The following is an 18832-nucleotide window of genomic DNA, read 5'->3' as shown; positions in this document are numbered from 1 at the left end:
TGGAAGAAGGCAAGAACCGCGAACGCGTGGGCGAAACCATGAAGCGTCTGTCCTTCCAGAAGCTGCTGGAAGTCACCGACACTCCTGCTGCCGCTTACCACGTCAAGGAACCCCGTTCCAATCCGTACATCTTCTTCAAGGAAGAAGAAGTCACCGGTGGTTGGAACCGCGACCTCGCCGCTTACCGCAAACGCCATCAACGCTAGTCAAAGGGGGAGAAAAACATGGCTTTTATTTCTTCCGGGTACAATCCCGCCAAACCGATGGAAGGCCGTATTACTGACATCGGCCCCCACAAGTATGATGAATACTTTCCCTCGGTTATTAAAAAGAACTTCGGCAAGTGGCTCTATCATGAAATTCTTGAGCCCGGCGTGCTTATGCACGTGGCCGAAAGCGGCGACAAGTGCTACACCGTCCGCGTGGGTGGTACTCGTACCATGTCCATCACGCTGATCCGTGAACTGTGCGACATCGCCGACAAGTACTGCGAAGGCAGCCTTCGCTGGACCACCCGTAACAACATTGAATTTATGGTCGACAGCGAAGAAGGCATGAAAGCCCTGCGCGACGACCTGAGCAGCCGCAAGTTTGACGGCGGTTCGTTCAAGTTCCCTGTGGGCGGCACCGGCGCTGGCATCAGCAACATGGTGCACACCCAGGGTTGGGTGCATTGCCACACGCCCGCCACCGACGCCTCCGGCCCGGTCAAGGCTGTGATGGACGCCGTGTTTGATGACTTCAAGTCCATGCGTATGCCCGCTCCTGTGCGCATCGCCCTGGCTTGCTGCATCAACATGTGCGGTGCCGTGCACTGCTCCGACATCGGCCTTGTGGGTATCCACCGCAAGCCCCCTATGATCGACCACGAATGGGCTGACCAGCTGTGCGAAATTCCCCTGGCCGTGTCTGCTTGCCCCACTGCCGCCGTGCGTCCCACCAAGGTGGAACTCAACGGGCAGAAGGTGAACTCCATCGCCATCAAGGAAGACCGCTGCATGTACTGCGGTAACTGCTACACCATGTGTCCTGCGCTGCCCATTTCGGACGGCGAAGGCGACGGCGTTGCCATCATGGTTGGCGGCAAGGTTTCCAACCGTATCAGCATGCCCAAGTTCTCCAAGGTCGTTGTGGGTTACATCCCCAACGAACCGCCCCGCTGGCCTTCGCTGACCAAGACCGTGAAGCACATCGTTGAAGTGTACGCGGCCAACGCCAACAAGTATGAACGCCTGGGCGACTGGGCTGAACGCATCGGTTGGGAAAGCTTCTTCAAGCTGACCGGCCTTGAGTTCACCCACCACCTTATCGACGACTTCCGTGATCCCGCCTACTACACCTGGCGCCAGAGCACGCAGTTCAAGTTCTAGGATTATCTTGCTTAACCCCGGCGACGCATTGAGCGTCGCCGGGACAGGAGAACCATCATGGCTGACGACAAAGACATTGTTGTTGATTTTCTGAACAGCAAATCCAGCTCCAAGTCAAAGTTCTATTTCAAGGACTTCACTGAGCTGTTCCCCGACAAAGGCCCCCGCGACGTGAAGAAAGTTCTCACCAAGCTGGTCAACGAAGAAGTGCTGGAATTCTGGTCTTCCGGTTCCACCACCATGTACGGCCTCAAGGGTGCGGGCAAGCAGTCCCACGCTGAGGGCGAAGACTAGCGATTGTTTTTTTAGCCGGGCGCAATAGCGCATCAGATTTTTTGTTCGGGGTTTGGGACGGCTAGTCCGTGTCAGCCAAGAAAAATCTGTGCCTCCTGCTCACGACTGAGAAAATAACTCGCAGAGATTGACCTTATTATGGCCTTCGCAGGGCTCGTCAGCCTTTGCGTGAAAGCCTCATGCAAGAAATGCCGCAACAATCGTTGTGGCATTTCTTGCATTTTAGCATGGCTTGCAGGTACGTTCTTTTCAGGCACTGGAACACCCGAGCGATGCTAACCTGCCCTTTGAGCTTTTTGCTCTTGAAAAAGCTCAAAAGCTTTGCCGCTGTGGCAAGCGTGCAACGCGGGATAACTTCAGTTGAAAATTGTATGTTACTGCTGAATGACTCTGACATGTGAAGCAATGCAAAGTTGATCTGTCCTATGACGGTTCCGGCAAGTCCAGCAGATATGGCTGAAGCTGGGTGCAGGTAACCTCACGGGCGTCGGCTCGCGTATCACCAAAATATTTTACCGCGAAAGTGCATCATCAGCAAAAAATTGCTGGCGGCATTGTTGGTCAGCTTGCCTGCCGTATGTCCTGACAAGGCAGGCGATGATCCTCATGTTCTGAATATCCACGGCTGTCTGCCCAAAAATCCGACAGGAGCTGGAATGGGAATTTCTTTTAATCTCACTGATGGAGAAAAGAACTATCTGAGCCGTTTGGCCCGCATGTCCATTGAGGCCGGCCTTCTGGGCAAGGTAGTGGACGACGTTCCTGCTCCGCCAGACGCGTTAGACAGGCCGCAAAGCCTACTGCGGCGGCATTTGGGAGCTTTCGTAACCATTTCAATTGAAGGTGCATTGCGTGGCTGCATTGGCAGCATTGTGGGCCAGGAGCCGCTGTATCTGAATATCTGGCGCATGGCCGCCTCTGCCGCGTTCAGTGATCCACGATTCCCGCCCCTGACGCTTGGCGAGTGGCGTAATAACGTAGAACTGGCCATCTCTGTACTCGATGAATTGACGCCGTGCCCAGACCCCGAGGCTGTAGAAGTGGGACGGCATGGTCTTGTGCTCCAATATCAGAATCGAAGCGGTGTCTTTTTGCCGCAGGTTCCTGTTGAACAAGGCTGGAACCGCGAGGACTATCTTGAGAACCTCTGCTTCAAGGCAGGGCTGCCCAAGAGCAGCTGGCAGCAGCCTGGCGCGCGTCTGTTCTGGTTTGAGGCTTTGGTTTTTCCTGCATAGCGCATGCGAATGCTTTGAAGGACATGCCCCCGGCCAGCCGTGATGGCGTTCAGGTTCACTCAGAATAGCTTTTTGAATGACTCATTGTAAAGTATTTCAGGAGTATGCGCTTTGAAATTGGGGTGCTGCAACCTTGAAATTGTAGTCAGTTTTAAATCGAATATGCTCTCAATGCCTGATGCTGCGCGCTTGTTGCACGGCGAAATCTTGAGCAAACTAATTTTAAAATAAATAACATTTCAAGTTGCTATCAGCCCAAAAAGGCGGTTTTTTAGAGCCAACGCCTCGTTGCGGCACTCTTGTGCAGCGTTAGAGCACTTAAACTTTCTCGAAATTTCAATGCTCTAGGATCTGTCCCCGACGCTTGAATGCGGCGGGGGCGTGAAGCTCTTACCGTATGCGCATGGGATACTTGCCTTGAGGCAAGCCTGAGCGTAAAGTGTTCCTGTTTCTCAGGGCGGGGTGCAAGTCCCCACCGGCGGTGATGCGGCAGCTTTTAGGCTCCGCCAGCCCGCGAGCGCCCATGTTGGGGTCAGCAGATTCGGTGAGAATCCGAAGCCGACGGTAACAGTCCGGATGGAAGAGAACGGTTACAGCCACGCGGAAATTCCGTGCGCCGTGCGCATGATTTCTGATGTTGCCTGCGCAGTGGCTTTGCTACCGCACTGTCTGCGCAGTCCGTCCGCGCCCTGATGCACCCTCTCCCGGTACTGAAACCGGAACTGGAGAATGGCATGCATCAGTCTACACTTTCCCTCAATTCTTTTGGTAATGCCGAAGAACGCGTCCGTAAGGCCTTGGCGTCCTTGCGTGCTGGCGGCGGCGTTCTTGTGGTGGACGACGAGGACCGAGAAAATGAGGGAGACCTTATTTTTCCGGCCCAGACCATCACCGAACCGCAAATGGCTATGCTTATCCGGCATTGCAGCGGTATTGTATGCCTGTGCCTCACTGACGAGCACACGCGCCGTCTTGATTTGCCTATGATGACAGACAAAAACACCAACACCCAGCAGACTGCCTTCACCATCACTATAGAGGCCGCCACTGGCGTTACCACAGGGGTTTCCGCCGCTGACCGGGTTGCCACCATTCGGGCGGCAGTGGCAGACAATGCCTGCCCCGCAGACCTGCGCCGTCCCGGCCACGTGTTCCCCTTGAGGGCGAGGCCTGGGGGGGTATTGGAACGGCGTGGGCATACGGAAGCTACCGTAGACCTTATGCGCCTGGCCGGGTATGCGCCCTGCGGCGTTTTGTGCGAGCTGACTATGGATGATGGCAGCATGGCCCGCCTGCCACAGGTAGCGGCCTTTGCCGTGGCCCATAACATGCCCCTGTGCAGCGTGGAAGATCTTGTGGCCTGGCGGTTGAGCCTGGCGGATGAGAAAATGGCAATATCAGCCTAGGAGCTGTTCCCATCACGGTTTTTTGCGATTATTGCGTCAAGCGGCCCTTTTTATGAAGGAAGAGTATCCTTATATACTCGACCGGAATGAAAAGGGCCGCTTTTTGTGCTTGTTGTAATATTTTTGAATTATGAATAGTTAGCGGTTTCTGCATCTGCTTTATCAAGCCATTCTAGCTCTTAAGCTTGTTGATTACCTCTATTTGGGCCGCCTCGGCAGTGTCGGCACGAGATGAATTTTCTTGTTATTTCAAGGAGAGCGAGCCTTTTATGTAGGGAGCGTACTCTGATAGTACTCGACTGGAATAAAAGGTGAAGTTCGACGCAGAAATAGCTGGAAAGGCGCTCGTGACGACACTGCCTGCGCGGCGGGCGGCAGAAGGGGCCTGTCAGGGGCTGCGCCCCTCCGAGGCCCCCTCTGCACTCCCCCGGACGACCCCATTGGGTGTGTCGTATATCTGTGTTTCCACGGATAGCCTTCAAGGGTTTTCCATATTTCGCTATTGCACGAGGGCTGCGCATCTTCTGCTTCGGGAGCTTCCTCGCTTCGCTCGGTGATCTCCCTGCGCGCTGCGCAATGCCATCAGCGTGTGGGTATTGTGGGATATCTGTGGTGCAGGGTTGATAATGGCCTATGACGATACTTAGATGACAAGAACGTATTCTGGCAGAGTATCCAGAAGGCCAATCTCAGAAAATTTTGTTTGAAGTCAGGAGATTTTTTGCAACAGGCGGAACAAGAATAGAAATTTTAGAGGGTGGGGGCGTGAGGGAGGGACCCTTTTACAAAAGGGTCCCTCCCTCACGAAGTATTTCAATCGAATTTTATTCGTGACGGCACTTACTAACAGGGGCGCAGGCGTTCTGCCAGACGGGTATAGCGCTTGCGGGTCTTGTTGTTTTTGACGGCCATGTGCAGAGCGCGGGATTCTCCCACCAGAATAACCAGTTTTTTGCCGCGTGTGGCCCCGGTGTAAATGAGATTGCGCTGGAGCAGCATGTAGTGCTGCATCATGATGGGAATAACCACTGCGGGGTATTCCGATCCCTGGGACTTGTGGATGGATATGGCATAGGCCGGGGCCAGCTCGTCCAGCTCGTCAAATTCGTAGGGCACAACGCGGTCGTCAAAGGTGACGCTGAGGGTGCGGTCCGCAAGATCCAGAAAACTGATGCGCCCCATATCACCGTTAAAAACGTCCTTATCGTAGTTGTTGCGAATCTGCATGACCTTGTCATGAAGACGAAAGGCGCGATCTCCGCGTCGCACTTCAAGGCCGTTGGGGTTCAGGGCTTCCTGAAGGCGGGCGTTCATTTGCCCCGCGCCCACGGCCCCTTTGTGCATGGGGGTGAGCACCTGAATGTCGTTTACGGCGTCAAAGCCAAAACGTCGCGGAATGTGGTTGCGTACAAGATCCACCATAAGGTCGGCGGCTTTTTCGGCATCGTTCTGATGGATAAAATAAAAGTCTGAAAGGCGGTCCTTGCTGGATTCCAGCGAAGGCACTTCGCCCTTGTTGATAAGGTGGGCGTTGCAGATGATTTCGCTTTCCGCAGACTGGCGGAAGATTTCTGTCAGCTCCACCACAGGTACCACGCCGGAGGAAATGACGTCGGCCAGCACGTTGCCCGGCCCCACAGAAGGCAGCTGGTGCACGTCGCCCACCAGCACAAGGGTCGCGCCCAAAGGTACCGCCTTGAGCAGATGATAGAAGAGCAGCGTGTCCATCATGGATGCTTCGTCCACCACCAGCAGGCCGCAGGCCAGAGGACTGTCTTCATTGCGGGCGAAGCCGTCTTCCTTGGGGCTGTATTCCAGCAGTCGGTGGATGGTGCAGGCCTCGCGCCCGGAGGTTTCGGCCATACGTTTGGCCGCTCGCCCCGTGGGGGCCGCCAGCAGAATACGCGCGCGCACTTCGGCGAACAGTTTTATGATGGCGTTGATAATGGTGGTTTTGCCCGTGCCCGGCCCGCCCGTGAGCACCATAACCTTGCTGCGGGCGGCCATGCGCACGGCTTCAAGCTGTTCAGGCGCAAGGCCGATGTCCAGTTGGGCCACCACCTTGTCCACAGTGGCGTCGGCGTTTTCAAAGCGTATGGACTTGGGCGAGTTCAGCAAGCGTTGCAGGTAAAAAGCCGTCTTGGATTCGCAGTGAAAATAGCGCTTCAAATATACGCCGGTTTCTGGCTGGCAGGTTGCAGCGTCTCCGTCCACGCCGGGCATATCCATATCTTCGCGCACGATGCGCTCGTCAGACTCAAGGGTAGCCAGGGCATCGCTCACAAGACCTTCATCCACGCCCAACTGGGCGCACACGGCCTGCATGAGGGCAGCTTCCGGCAGATATACGTTGCCGTCGTCTGTGGCTTTTTGCAGCACATAGAGGGTGCCCGCCTGAATGCGCAGGGGGTGGTCGTGCTCAAAGCCCAGTTTGCGTGCCGCCGCGTCAGCCGTAACAAAGCCAATGCCGTGAATATCCATTGCAAGGCGGTACGGGTTCTCGCGCACAATGTTCAGGGCGTCTGCCCCGTAGGCGCGGTAGATGCGTACAGCGTAGGCCGGGGTGATGCCGTGGGGCTGCAAAAAGAGCAGCAGGTCGCGTATGCCCCGGTGCTCTGCCCAGGACGTGCGGATGCGGTCCAGACTCTTCTGGCCTACGCCACGCACCTTGAGCAACCGTTCCGGTTCTTCGTCCAGGACGCGGATGGTGTCGGTGCCAAATGCCTTGACGATGCGCGTGGCCATTTCATCGCCGACACCCTTGATAAGGCCTGAGGCAAGATAAAGACGTATGCCCTCACTGGTGGCGGGCATCATTTCTTCAGCGTGACTGAACTCGACCTGGCGGCCAAACCGGGCATTGTTGACCCAGCGGCCAGCAAGCTTCATTTGCACCCCTGCCTGCGGATTGACCATATGCCCAACGCAACCCACGGAATCGCGCGGGCGGGTAAGGCCGCTGTCGCCGCCGGAGCTGTTGACGCTGGCGGGCATTAGCCGCAGAACGGTATAGCCGTTTTCCTCGTTGTGAAAGACAACGCGCTCAATGGTGCCGGTAAGTTCGACGGCGTCCGGGTCTTGCAGCAGGGACATTTCCTTCATGACAGCGTGTTTCCAGAAGCTTGGCTTTTACCGTCAGGGGATGCCTTACGGCTGCGTGACCACCAGAACCAGTCACGCTGTTCAGAGGGCAGATGCGGGTCGCGGGCCTGCGCCACGGCGCAGTGCATGACGTCCAGGCAGCAGATGTCCACCTTCTGCCCCTTGAGGCGGCACAAGGCGTCATACAGTTCCTGCGGGTCACGGCTGGCAAGGTCGCCCTTGTCCGTCACGCCCAGCAGATCAAAATCTTTTAGCGCAGCAGGCCCGACAGACCGCAGCCCGTACAGGGGATGCTGTTTCATGCGCCAAGTCCCATGCGTTGCTGCAAAAGCAGGGCGTCCGCGAGGGCAAGGGCCGTCATGGCTTCCAGTACGGGCACTACGCGCGGAATTGCGGCAAGGTCGTGGCGCCCGCCAATAAGTACTGTAGCGGCATTGCCCTCTTTGTCCACGGTGTTTTGCGTGATGGCAATAGAGGCGATGGGTTTGATGGCCGCACGCAGGATGATGTCCTGCCCGCTGGAAATACCGCCAAGGATGCCGCCCGCGTGGTTTGAGGCAAAGCGGGCCTTGCCGGGGCCGGGCTCTTCAGCAGGAAGCAGGGGATCGTTGTTCTGCGAACCGCGCAAGGCCGCTGCAGCAAAGCCTTCACCGATTTCTATTCCTTTGACGGCCCCCACGCTCATGATGGCATGGGCCAGGGTGGCCTCCAGCTTGTCAAAAACGGGTTCGCCAAGTCCTGCGGGCACGTTGCGCGCTTCAATGCGCACGATGCCCCCAAGGGTTTCGCCAGCCTTGCGGGCATCGGCCACAATGGTATCCCACTGGCTGACTACAGAGGGCGCAGCTGCGCAATACGGGCGTACGGCCGCACCGTCCATGTCCAGCCCCCATTGGGGAATGGCAACGCCGCCCAGTTCCACGCAGCCGCCAAGAATTTTCACGCCGCGCCGGGCCAGAATTTTTTTGGCTATAACGCCACCCGCCACACGAGCCGCAGTTTCGCGTCCGGACGAGCGGCCGCCGCCGCGGTGGTCGCGCAGTCCATTATACTTTTGAAAATAACCCCAGTCCGCATGGCCGGGGCGGAAGATTTCCGCAAGGTTGCCATAGTCGTGGGAACGCTGGTCTTCATTGGCAATAAAGAAGGCAATGGACGTGCCCGTGGTAAGTCCTTCGTGAACACCAGAGAGCAGGCGAACGGTGTCAGATTCCTTGCGCTTGGTGGCTGTAGGCCCCTGACCGGGTTTGCGGCGGTCCAGTTCAGCCTGGATATGGGCTTCGGTAAGCTCCAGCCCGGCGGGGCAGCCGTCAATGATGCCGCCAAGGCCGGGGCCGTGGGACTCGCCAAAAGTGGTCAGGCGCAAGGCGCGCCCAAAGGTGTTTCCGGCCATCATGCACCTCGCGCTGGACAGAAGATATGGTTCGGGGTGGCCACCAGAGCAGCCATAATCCAATTAGTATAGGTAAGGGCGGCGCGGCTGGCAAGCCGTGGGGCGTGACGCGCTGTGGGTTGCCTGCGCGGCGGGTGAGGTAACTTCCGCAGTAGGCGTTTCAGGGGCAACTAGCCAAGGCTTGTTCTTTGAGCGAAACGTGTTGTGCCCCGCGGGCACGGAAGCTTTTCGTGTCTGCTGCTTGGGGCGCCGACCGCGCAGGCGGCCGAATGAGAGAGAAGAAAAGCCGTGGTGCCGCATGGCTCGAATTACCCTGACAAAAACAACGTCCTTCTTTCCCGGCCGCCCGCCGCGCAGGCGACCCCAATAAAGGCAATCAGAGCAGCTGAACGCTGACAGTATCAACCCTGGGAGAATGAGCTTCAGAAAACCGCACCAACTTTCCTGAATAGAAAAGAGTGGAGAGGCATGACGCCTCTCCACTCCAGAGATGCTAACGAGTGTAACGTTACTACACTTTGGCGGCAGTACGCAGATCAGCCACAGCGTCGGTAGCTTCCCAGGTGAACTCGGGCAGCTCGCGGCCAAAGTGGCCGTAGCAGGAGGTCTTCTGGTAGATGGGGCGCTTGAGATCAAGGCGCTTGCTGATGAAGTAGGGGCGAAGGTCAAAGACTTCACGCACGGCCTTGGTCAGGATTTCGTCAGGAACTTCGCTGGTGCCCTGCGAGGACACAAGCACGCTGACGGGCTGGGCCACGCCGATGCAATAGGCAATCTGCACTTCGCACACCGGGGCAAGGCCAGCCGCCACGACGTTTTTGGCAATGTAGCGGCCCATGTATGCGCCGGAACGGTCAACCTTGGAGGGGTCTTTGCCGGAGAAAGCGCCGCCGCCGTGGTGGCCGCTGCCGCCGTAGGTGTCCTGAATGATCTTGCGGCCAGTCAGACCGCAGTCACCCATGGGGCCGCCTACAACAAAGCGTCCGGTGGTATTGATGAAGATTTCGCAATCTTTTTCGGTGAAGTAGCCGGAAGGCTCAAGAATGGGGCGAATGACGTGTTTTTTCACGGCTTCGGCCACATCGGCCTGGCTGGCGCTCTCCGCGTGCTGGGTGGAAACCACCACATTGTTGATGCGCACGGGCCTGCCGTCCTGATATTCAAAAGAAACCTGGGTCTTGCCGTCCGGGCGGAAAAAGTCCACCAGGCCGTCCTTGCGCACCTTGGTGAGCTGCTGCGAAAGCTGATGTGCCCAGTAAATGGGAGCAGGCATAAGGGTGGCGGTTTCGTCGCAGGCAAAGCCGAACATCATGCCCTGGTCGCCCGCACCCTGATCTTCGGGCTTCGAGCGCACCACGCCCTGAGCGATGTCGGGAGACTGGTGCCCGATGGTGGAAATGACAGCGCAGGTCTTCCAGTCAAAGCCCATGTCGGAATTGCTGTAGCCGATGTTCTTGATGGTGTTGCGCACCACGGTGGGCAGGTCGGCATAGCCGGAGGTGCTGATTTCGCCGGCGATAACCGCCATGCCTGTGGTTACAAGCGTTTCGCAGGCCACGTGAGCGTCGGCGTCCTGAGCAAGCAGGGTGTCCAGAACGGCGTCAGAAATCTGGTCTGCCACCTTGTCGGGATGCCCCTCGGTGACGGATTCGGAGGTAAAGAAGTATTTGCCCTTGGTCTGCATGCTGTTCTCCTTTATGGATCGCGCCGCAGGCGCGGTGAGTTGCTAACGTAAGACAATGTTGTCGATAAGGCGGGCTTTGCCCATGCGGACGGCGCAGGCCATAAGGGCCGGGCCGTCCACCTTGTCGAGGGGGACCATTGATTCGGGATGCACAATGCTGAGGTAGTCAAGGCGGCCTACAGGCAGGCGTTCTGCCCATCGGCGCAGCACTGCCTCGCGCAGCAGGGACGCACTTGTTTCACCTTCCTGCACCATATTTTGTGCGTGGAGCAGCGCTTGCCTGATTTCAGGAGCCTGAGCGCGCTCTTCGGGGGTGAGGTACACATTGCGTGAAGACAGGGCCAAGCCGTCGCCTTCTCGCACAGTGGGGCGCGTTTCTATACGGACAGGCAGGTTCAGGTCCCGTACCATACGCCGGATGATGGCCTGCTGCTGCCAGTCTTTCTGGCCGAAAACGGCAACATCAGCCGCGCTCAGCATAAAAAGCTTGAGCACGACAGTGCACACGCCGCGAAAATGCACAGGACGGCTCTGCCCGCACAAACCCTTGGCAAGATCGGGCACTTCAACCCAGGTGGCGTGGTCCGGTTCATACATTGAGCCGGGCTCGGGCATGAAGAGCACGTCTGCCCCGTGACTGGCGGCAATGGCCGCGTCATGCTCTGAGTCACGCGGGTATGCGGCCAGGTCTTCATCTGGGCCAAATTGTGTGGGGTTAACAAAAAGGCTTACCACAAGCCGTTTGCCCAGTGTGCGAGCGTGAGCCATGAGATCTTCATGTCCGGCATGGTAGTAGCCCATGGTGGGGACGAGGGCGATGTCATCCCCGGCCTTGTGCCATGTGCGGCACTGGGCCGCTAATTGCTGAGGTGTTGTTAATATCTGCATATCAAGGTATTGTGATATAGTTTAAGAGGATTCATTTATACACGCCCTGAGCTGCCTTGTAAAGAAAAAGTCCCTTCTCTGTGCATGTCAACATGGCTGCGTGTACTGCGCTGGCCGCTCACGGGGCTGGCAGGGCTCCGGCCTTGACCCTCCCGGCGGCAATGGGCATAAGGGGGACGGGAGGCCTCATGCTGAAACCTTTTTATCAGGGCAAATTGGACACATTTTGTGCAATTTATGCCGTACTGAACGCCCTGCGCCTCACTCACAGTATTCGGGTGCTCAAGGCGCGCGATATTCTCAACGAAACCCTGATGGCTCTGGCGGCTTCGCCTGAAATGTTCAGGGCCGTGCTGGAACAGGAAACGGACTACTGTGCCCTTGTAGACGGCATGTTACGCGCGCAGGGGCGTGTGTTTCCTCTTGATGTCCGTCAGCCTTTCGGCACGGACCAGGACCCCTCTGCGGCACAAGTGTGGGACTGCTGCGACAATTGGCTTAACGGCGGCAGCAACCGGGCGCTTGTTTTCCGATTTTTGCGCCACATTACGCCCGATGGCCCGGCAGTAAACCGCCACTGGACAACAGCCGACAGCCTCAAGGATAACGTGCTGCACCTCTTTGACTGCAGTCATGAGGCTGAGGCCATCCTTAATGTGCGTAAAGACAGCTTTGTGACCCGCGCACAGGAAGTAAACCGGGAAAAGTTGCTTTACATACAGCCTGAAACCATCCGCCTGCTGCGGCTGCCTATGTAACCACAAGCTTAATTTATTGGAAACGTGAGGTCTTTGCCGGGCAGGTAATGACGCGGGCTTCAGCGCATAGCAAGGCCCTCTCGCGCATTGCAGGAACGGCCCTGTGTTCCGTCACGCGCTATTTGCGTTTTCAGGTGTCAGTTCTGGACCGGGGCGGGCAGAGAGCCGGGTTTGCTCAGAAGCGGAAGATAAGCGATGAGGGTGTCGCCCGCACAATCCCAGAATGCGCGAACTCTAGCATTTTAATTTTGAAAAATTTAAATGCACCAGGAGCTGCACGAGAGTGCAGAATCCCGCTAACTCTGCGTGGGCTCGGCCGAAAATCAGATTTTCGACAAAAACGCACCTTTAAAATGCATCATATTTCAAAAGCAATCTGCTCTAAAAGTCGTAAAACGGACTTTCATCGCTGAGGGGCAAGTTCATGCGGCGGGCGTCTTCTTCCAGCTGGGGATCAACCCAGAAAGCTTTTTCCTGAATAAAGGACAAGACTTCAAAGGCGGCCTCGTCCAGCGGTTGAGAATAGTAGAAACCCTGAGCGCAGTTGCAGCCGCAAGACAGCAGAAAGCGCGCGTGGTCAAGGGTTTCAACGCCTTCGGCCACGATTTTCATGTTCAGGTCTTTGGCGAGGGCAATGGTGTTGCGGGCCACAATCTGCCCGCGCGTATTGTCTGTGCCGTTGCTGATGAACGTGCGGTCGAGCTTGACGATATTGAAGGGCAGGTCGCGCAGGGAACTCAGTGAGGAATAGCCTGTGCCGAAGTCATCCATTGAGAAGATAAAGCCCTCAGCCTGAAGCCCGTACATGTTCTGGATAAGGGCTTTTTCGTTATCAAAAAAAGCGCTCTCGGTCAGTTCCAGTTCCAGCAGGTGGCGGGGCAGGCGATATTTGTCTGTGAGCTGCACCAGTTTTTCTGTCAGAGTGCCATCATTGAAATGCAGGCGGGATACGTTGACCGAAACGGGCATGGGCTTGTAGCCCTTGTCGATCCACATGCGCAGGTTCTGGCAGGTGAGATCCCATACGTATTCGTCCATTCTCACGATAAAACCGTTGCGTTCAAAAAGCGGCACAAAGCGGCCTGGCAGGATGAGGCCATCCTGGGGGTGCTGCCAGCGCACAAGGGATTCTGCTCCGACTATGCGTCCGCTTGACATTTCCACCTTGGGCTGCAGGTAGAGCTTGAACTGCTTCTGTTCCAGCGCGCTGTACATCTGATCGGTGATGTAGCTTTCGCCGTGCAGGCGCTGGCGCAGGGCATCGTCATAAAATGCGTAGTTCGCAAGGTCGCTGCCCTTGATGGTCTTTTGCGCCAGGTAGGCCCAGTCGCAAAGCACATGGGCCGGAGTGCGGCGGTTTTCCACCTGGCAGACGCCGAAGAAAAGCTTGACCCGAAAGGTGTCTGAATAGTGTTCAAGCCTGCGTGAAAGCGAGTGGATGAAGTGCAGTATTCTGGCCATGTCGCCAGTGATGCACACGGCGAACACATCGGCATTCAGACGGGCGAAAGCTTCACTTTCTGTGTTCAGGCGTTGGCGCACCAGGCGCGCAATGGCCCGCAACAGACGGTTGCCTTCTTCCAGACCGAAAGCTTCGTTGATAGCTTTGAAGCCTGCAACGTCGAACCGCACTATGGCGTAGGGGTCGGAAGGGTGGTCGCGCAGGACGGCTTCGACCTTTTCAAAAAACGTCTGGGTATTGTATGCGCCGGTAAGGGGGTCAAGTTCGGCGCGCAGGCGCAGGGCCTGTTCTGTACGGGTAGCGGCGTCCACGTCGTTGATGGTGCCGATGTACCGGTCGCCTGGGTCGTCGTCAGCCAGGTAGGTATAGGTGATCTTGCACCAGATGAATTGCCCGTCGCGGCGGCGCAGGCGTATGGTCATTTCGCCAGAGCGTATGCCCAGGGCCAGGCGTGAAAGGCAGGTGTCAAAAGCTACGCTGTCTCCGGTGTAGAGCACATTATCTTCACGCCAGACATCAAAGGGAATGCGGCCGTCGTAGTTGCCAGCCAGCAGTTCGCCGATGCGGGGGCTGATGTAGTTGAGCTCGTTGTCCCGCCACTCGAAAACAAGGGTTCGGGTGTGATCCACCACTGCCTTGTAGCGCAGGTTGTCCAGCTTTTGCCGCTGGAGCAGATCATTTTCCTGTACAATGCTGGCCGCACGCTTCAGGTCATCCACATCCTGCACGCAGACGAGATACACGCTATGGTCCATGCCGGGCTGCCGGATGGGAAAAGCCGTAATACGCACCCATCGGTATTGCATATTGCGGCCTTTTCTGCGCAGATCAAGCGTGGCAAAGGGCTGGCCATGCTCTTCAAACTCGTGGCGGACCATAGGGTGCCAGAAGCGCAGCATGGCCTCGGTGTCGTCAGGATGCACGAGATCTTTTTCGGCCTCGGCAAAGAGATTTGTCAGCGATCTGGTGCCTGAGGGCGGCATGAATATGTCGCTGCCCCGGTACAGTTCACGAGCTTCATCTTTTTCAAAATCAAGCAGATATATTTCGTCGTAGACGTTGCGCAGCACGCCAGAGTAGCACTGCGCTTCCACCATTCCGGTAGAAAGGCACTGCATGGCAGCGTCGTTATCGGTTAAATCGGAGAAGCGTTGAAGGGAATTAGTTTTCATAATACGCGTTTTTCTTTGCGTGGCCTGATCTACGGGTGACAGAGCTACTAAGGTTATATCTTATCACTTGACCTGCTGTTTTGCAAATGACGGGCATGGTGACAAGGCACGGGCTCATCTGTAGGATGCGCCTCATGACAAACGCAAACAGTAAAAAGAAGCTCAAGGTCTGGTCATTGAGTCTCGGGTGTCCCAAGAACAGGGTAGACAGCGAACGTCTGCTGGGTTCTTTGGGGGTGCCCGTGAGCCACGTGGACCATATGGGCCGCGCCGACCTTGTGTTCATTAATACCTGCGGATTTATTGATCCTGCCGTCCGGGAGTCTGTGCGCGCCGTTCTGGACGCAGGGAACCGCCTTGGAAGCTGCAAAAACAAGCCGTTGCTGGTTGTAGGCGGCTGTATGGTGGGGCGCTATGGCGCAGAGGGGCTGGCCCAGGATCTGCCAGAAGTGGATCTGTGGCTGCCAACGGCAGATCTGCCGCGCTGGCCAGCCCTTGTAACGGAAAAGCTGGGCCTGCCGTTGCCGCCGGAGCATATACCCGGCGGCGGGCGTTTGCTCTCCACCGGGCCGTCCTACGCATGGCTCAAGGTTGGCGAAGGTTGCAGACATAATTGCGCTTTTTGCACCATCCCCTCCATCCGGGGCGGGCTCAAGTCTCTCTCTGCTGCACATATTTTGGATGAAGCCAAAGCCCTGCTCGGGCAGGGTGTGCGTGAACTGGCCCTGGTGGCCCAGGATCTCACTGCCTGGGGTGCGGATATGGGGCTCAAAAACGGCCTCCCCTCTCTGCTGGAAAAACTGACAGACCTGGACGGGCTGGCCTGGCTGCGTCTGCTCTATCTGTATCCCACAGGAGTGACCCCGGAACTCTTGCAGCTCATCCGCGATACCGGATCGCCCTTATTGCCCTATCTGGACATTCCTCTGCAGCACGCACATCCCGATGTTCTTTCCCGTATGGGGCGTCCCTTTGCGGGCAATCCACGGCGAGTGCTTGATACCGTACGGCAAATTTTGCCGCATGCGGCTCTGCGAACCACTTTTATTGTGGGGTACCCCGGCGAGACGGAAGAGCACTTTGAAAGTCTGTGTCGCTTTGTTGAAGAAAGTTCTTTTCAGCATGTGGGAGTTTTTGCCTACTACGCGGAAGAAGGCACTGTGGCGGCCACCCTGCCCGATCAGGTGCCGGATGAAGTGAAGCAGTGGCGGCGTGATACCCTTATGGACATACAGGCTGACATAAGCGAACGCCTGCTTGCGGCCCATGTGGGCACCCGCATGCAGGTGCTGGTGGATGCGCCACATCCCGAATGGCCGGGGCTGCACAGTGGCCGCGTGTGGCTACAGGCTCCGGAGGTGGATGGCATCACCTACGTAAGCGGGCCGGGCGTTACGCCCGGAGCCTTGGTGGAATGCGATATTGTTGAAAATACCGAATATGATCTGACGGCCCTGGCTTAGGCCTTCGAATAAAAATGGCGGTTTGTTCCGCATGAAAATATCCCCGGAGAGCAAGCTCTCCGGGGATATTTCGTGTGCGTGCCGAGGCACGCCCTCAATCATGTCCAGCCTAGGGCTGGCCTGCTAGCCACCAATGAGCTGCATAGCCATCTTGGGCATGCTGTTGGCCTGCGAAAGCATGGCCACAGCCGACTGAGTGAGGATCTGGTTGCGAACGAACGACGTCATTTCTGTGGCCACGTCCACGTCGGAAATGCGGGATTCGGCCGCCTGCAGGTTTTCGGACTGGGTGGTAAGGTTGGAGATGGTGTTCTCCAGCCTGTTCTGCAATGCGCCAAGGTGAGCACGGATCTTGTCCTTGGAGACTACGGCGTTGTTAAGTCCCACCAGCGCCTTCTGCGCGGCTTCCTGTGTGGAAACCGTGTAGGCGTCTGAAGAGGCTTCGGCCTGGTTACCCACACCCAGGGCCGAGGCGGTGCTCGTGCCGATCTGGATGTAGTAGTAGTCTTCCGCCGAGTCGTTCATGGTACCGAAGTGGATCTTCATCTTGCCGGTTGACTCAAGCTTGCTGTCGCCGCCGCCAGAGCCCGTGTGGGTGTCACTGGACAGGCTGCCGTCCAGCAGCTTGAGGCCGTTGAAGTCCGTGGCATTGGCGATTCGGGTAATTTCCGAAGCCATTGCCTGGTACTCCGACTCGATCATCAAGCGCTGCGTGGAGTCATAGGTGCCCGTGGCAGCCTGTTCGGCCAGTTCCTTCATACGGACGAGCTTTTCGTCGATAACAGCCAGCGCGCCGTCGGCGGTCTGGATGAGGGAAATGGCGTCGTTGGCGTTACGCACACCCTGCTGCAAGGCAGCGATGTCGGTACGCATCAGTTCGCGAATGGCGAGGCCGGCGGCGTCGTCAGCCGCGGAGTTGATGCGCAGGCCCGTAGACAGGCGCTGTACTGAAGTTTGCAGGTTGCCGTAGTGCGAGGTCAGCGTGTTAGCCACCTGAGTGGCCATCTGGTTGTGATTGATATACATACATTCCTCCATGAATGTGCTGTACGTCCCAGGCGGCGCGAAATGCCAACGCGTCCTTGCGTATTACCGCCTCTGACTATCTTATCGGACATACCGCGCTACACATTAGGGGAAGAGAGAAAAATTTCGGCCACAGCCCAACCTCCATCCAGATGGCAGACATTGTTGCATAAAAAGACCCCGCTACAACGGCAAAGCCCTTTACGCCGGAGCACCAAACTCATTTTTAAGCGTAGAACCCGCTTTTGCTTTATAGCTATACACCCCGCAAGCGGTTTCGCTCGCTGAACTTAAGGCCCTGCCATTTCACGCTCTGAGCTCAGAAAGATTTGCCGGATCAGACTTCGGCAATCTCTATCCTTTTTATTCCAGGCAGAGCCCCGGTCAGCGTGGCATGAATATGGTCAGTCCACCGCTTTTGTGACTGGCGGTTATCCGTTCATATCCACATCTCCTGACAGATCCAAAACTTTCCGGGAAGAGCCGGACACTCGCTCCGCACACAGCAGTTTCCATCCTCTCTGGGCGGGTTACGCCGCTTTCGCCGCTTATGATTGACGCATGCTCTTTCACGGAGACATCCACGTTCTCGGGGCTACTCCCGGCAACTCGACATTCAGAACATAGAAATTCTCATCACTGGTCGTGTCATGCTGAACGCAGGCCTCGTCCTTATTCAGATGGTGTGGGCATTGTCATCGCATACCGTTCCAGGGCGTCAGCACCCCCAAAAACAACCCTTTAAAAAGTTGCCTGTATCATCGGCTTTATGGACTGTTCCTTCGCGGCGGCGCAGAAATCCGTGACCCCGGACCAACGGCGTAGGATAAGGCGCTGGTTATTACGCACTGTATAATAGATCCTGTGGAAAAGTTTGTATTTACAAGATAAATATACCGTTATATACGCCAACACCCTGTGAAAAAAATTTTGCAAGGCCCGAAGAAAGCCATACTTACAAAAAAGGCTGACAGTAATTTGACGCCTTCACACTTCCGATAATGGCATGATTCCTGCTGGAATGCAGACACAGGTTTTAGGGGTAGTTTTTGCCTCGCGGCAGCCACGCAATCCGCGAGCAGCAAAAATCCATGTGATTTGGGGGCTCCGTCTTGGCTTTGCCATTACGGAGTAGCTTGAAAACCATCATCCGTTCGTAAAGACGAACATTGTGCGACGGTAGCCCGCATGGAAGCGGGTGTGCGCAAGCACCGTCGGGCATGCAGAACATTCAGGGAGGAATGTCATGTATATCAATCACAACCAGATGGCCACTCAAACGGCCAACACGCTGACATCGCATTACAGCAATCTGTCAAATTCGGTGCAGCGTCTGTCCACGGGTCTGCGCATCAACTCCGCGGCTGACGACGCCGCCGGCCTCGCCATTCGCGAATTGATGCGTACCGACATCGCTGCTTTGCAGCAGGGTGTGCGTAACGCCAACGACGCCGTTTCCCTCATCCAGACCGCCGACGGCGCTCTGGGCGTTATCGACGAAAAGCTCGTCCGCATGAAGGAACTGGCCGAACAGGCTGCCACGGGCACCTATGACTCCACGCAGCGTTTGATGATCGAG

At 56.7% G+C, this 18832-nt stretch carries 13 protein-coding genes, 2 pseudogenes and 1 riboswitch; of the genes and pseudogenes, 8 read left to right on the top strand and 7 right to left on the bottom strand.

Annotated features, from left to right (window positions below):
• The 5 genes and pseudogenes from QM579_RS07215 to ribB all read left to right on the top strand — a co-directional run.
• Positions 1-206 (top strand): annotated as a pseudogene (locus QM579_RS07215) (sulfite reductase, dissimilatory-type subunit alpha); the annotation flags it as partial.
• Between the two features lie 18 nt (positions 207-224).
• Positions 225-1370: a dissimilatory-type sulfite reductase subunit beta gene (gene dsrB, locus QM579_RS07210; protein ID WP_414998491.1), complete on the top strand. Its 1146-nt coding sequence runs from the start codon at positions 225-227 to the stop codon at positions 1368-1370.
• Positions 1371-1427: 57 nt separating this feature from the next.
• A complete protein-coding gene (locus QM579_RS07205) occupies positions 1428-1664 on the top strand; it encodes a dissimilatory sulfite reductase D family protein (RefSeq protein WP_414998490.1) in 237 nt (78 codons plus the stop codon).
• A gap of 656 nt (positions 1665-2320) precedes the next feature.
• Positions 2321-2899: an AmmeMemoRadiSam system protein A gene (gene amrA, locus QM579_RS07200; protein WP_414998489.1), complete on the top strand. Its 579-nt coding sequence runs from the start codon at positions 2321-2323 to the stop codon at positions 2897-2899.
• A 443-nt stretch (positions 2900-3342) separates the two neighbouring features.
• A riboswitch (FMN riboswitch) is annotated at positions 3343-3491 on the top strand.
• Between the two features lie 142 nt (positions 3492-3633).
• Positions 3634-4305, top strand: a complete 672-nt coding sequence (gene ribB, locus QM579_RS07195; protein ID WP_414998488.1) for a 3,4-dihydroxy-2-butanone-4-phosphate synthase — start codon at positions 3634-3636, stop codon at positions 4303-4305.
• 843 nt (positions 4306-5148) lie between these two features.
• On the opposite strand, the gene QM579_RS07190 is transcribed toward ribB, so the two are convergent.
• From QM579_RS07190 to panC, 5 genes are all read right to left on the bottom strand, one after another.
• Positions 5149-7407, bottom strand: coding sequence for an ATP-dependent RecD-like DNA helicase (locus tag QM579_RS07190; protein ID WP_414998487.1), 2259 nt, complete (start codon positions 7405-7407; stop codon positions 5149-5151).
• Positions 7404-7709 (bottom strand): helix-hairpin-helix domain-containing protein, encoded by a 306-nt coding sequence (locus QM579_RS07185; protein ID WP_414998486.1) that lies wholly within the window; start codon positions 7707-7709, stop codon positions 7404-7406. The genes QM579_RS07190 and QM579_RS07185 overlap by 4 nt, the downstream gene beginning before the upstream one ends.
• Complete coding sequence (aroC, locus tag QM579_RS07180; protein ID WP_414998492.1) at positions 7706-8800, bottom strand: chorismate synthase; 1095 nt, start codon at positions 8798-8800, stop codon at positions 7706-7708. Before aroC ends, QM579_RS07185 begins: the two co-directional genes overlap by 4 nt.
• 511 nt (positions 8801-9311) lie before the next feature.
• Positions 9312-10484, bottom strand: a complete 1173-nt coding sequence (gene metK, locus QM579_RS07175; protein ID WP_414998485.1) for a methionine adenosyltransferase — start codon at positions 10482-10484, stop codon at positions 9312-9314.
• Positions 10485-10526: 42 nt separating this feature from the next.
• The gene (gene panC, locus QM579_RS07170) at positions 10527-11372 is read right to left on the bottom strand and encodes a pantoate--beta-alanine ligase (protein ID WP_414998484.1); all 846 of its coding nucleotides are present in this window, start codon (positions 11370-11372) and stop codon (positions 10527-10529) included.
• A 188-nt stretch (positions 11373-11560) separates the two neighbouring features.
• Here panC and QM579_RS07165 point away from each other — a divergent pair, with 188 nt between their 5' ends.
• Positions 11561-12130, top strand: a complete 570-nt coding sequence (locus QM579_RS07165; RefSeq protein ID WP_414998483.1) for a hypothetical protein — start codon at positions 11561-11563, stop codon at positions 12128-12130.
• Between the two features lie 381 nt (positions 12131-12511).
• Here QM579_RS07165 and QM579_RS07160 read toward each other — a convergent pair whose 3' ends face one another.
• Entirely contained in the window at positions 12512-14764 is a 2253-nt protein-coding gene (locus QM579_RS07160) for a putative bifunctional diguanylate cyclase/phosphodiesterase (protein ID WP_414998482.1), read from the bottom strand.
• Between the two features lie 134 nt (positions 14765-14898).
• Between QM579_RS07160 and rimO the strand changes: the two genes are divergently transcribed.
• Entirely contained in the window at positions 14899-16227 is a 1329-nt protein-coding gene (gene rimO / locus QM579_RS07155) for a 30S ribosomal protein S12 methylthiotransferase RimO (RefSeq protein ID WP_414998481.1), read from the top strand.
• Between the two features lie 123 nt (positions 16228-16350).
• Here the strand turns inward: rimO and QM579_RS07150 are convergent, their stop codons facing one another.
• Positions 16351-17253, bottom strand: a complete 903-nt coding sequence (locus QM579_RS07150; RefSeq protein ID WP_414998480.1) for a flagellin — start codon at positions 17251-17253, stop codon at positions 16351-16353.
• 1246 nt (positions 17254-18499) lie between these two features.
• Here QM579_RS07150 and QM579_RS07145 point away from each other — a divergent pair.
• A pseudogene (locus QM579_RS07145) lies at positions 18500-18832 on the top strand (flagellin); the annotation flags it as partial.

This window comes from Desulfovibrio sp., from assembly GCF_047607245.1.
Lineage (GTDB): Bacteria > Desulfobacterota > Desulfovibrionia > Desulfovibrionales > Desulfovibrionaceae > Desulfovibrio.
Note: the sequence above shows the minus strand (reverse complement) of the source record. Positions and strands in the feature narration are given on the sequence as shown.

What these genes read in the sequence shown, in the direction of transcription:
- dsrB (WP_414998491.1), top strand. Translation starts at nt 225, where the DNA reads ATGGCTTTTATTTCTTCCGGGTACAATCCCGCCAAACCGATGGAAGGC.
- QM579_RS07205 (WP_414998490.1), top strand. Translation starts at nt 1,428, where the DNA reads ATGGCTGACGACAAAGACATTGTTGTTGATTTTCTGAACAGCAAATCC.
- amrA (WP_414998489.1), top strand. Translation starts at nt 2,321, where the DNA reads ATGGGAATTTCTTTTAATCTCACTGATGGAGAAAAGAACTATCTGAGC.
- ribB (WP_414998488.1), top strand. Translation starts at nt 3,634, where the DNA reads ATGCATCAGTCTACACTTTCCCTCAATTCTTTTGGTAATGCCGAAGAA.
- QM579_RS07190 (WP_414998487.1), bottom strand. Translation starts at nt 7,407, where the DNA reads ATGAAGGAAATGTCCCTGCTGCAAGACCCGGACGCCGTCGAACTTACC.
- QM579_RS07185 (WP_414998486.1), bottom strand. Translation starts at nt 7,709, where the DNA reads ATGAAACAGCATCCCCTGTACGGGCTGCGGTCTGTCGGGCCTGCTGCG.
- aroC (WP_414998492.1), bottom strand. Translation starts at nt 8,800, where the DNA reads ATGGCCGGAAACACCTTTGGGCGCGCCTTGCGCCTGACCACTTTTGGC.
- metK (WP_414998485.1), bottom strand. Translation starts at nt 10,484, where the DNA reads ATGCAGACCAAGGGCAAATACTTCTTTACCTCCGAATCCGTCACCGAG.
- panC (WP_414998484.1), bottom strand. Translation starts at nt 11,372, where the DNA reads ATGCAGATATTAACAACACCTCAGCAATTAGCGGCCCAGTGCCGCACA.
- QM579_RS07165 (WP_414998483.1), top strand. Translation starts at nt 11,561, where the DNA reads ATGCTGAAACCTTTTTATCAGGGCAAATTGGACACATTTTGTGCAATT.
- QM579_RS07160 (WP_414998482.1), bottom strand. Translation starts at nt 14,764, where the DNA reads ATGAAAACTAATTCCCTTCAACGCTTCTCCGATTTAACCGATAACGAC.
- rimO (WP_414998481.1), top strand. Translation starts at nt 14,899, where the DNA reads ATGACAAACGCAAACAGTAAAAAGAAGCTCAAGGTCTGGTCATTGAGT.
- QM579_RS07150 (WP_414998480.1), bottom strand. Translation starts at nt 17,253, where the DNA reads ATGTATATCAATCACAACCAGATGGCCACTCAGGTGGCTAACACGCTG.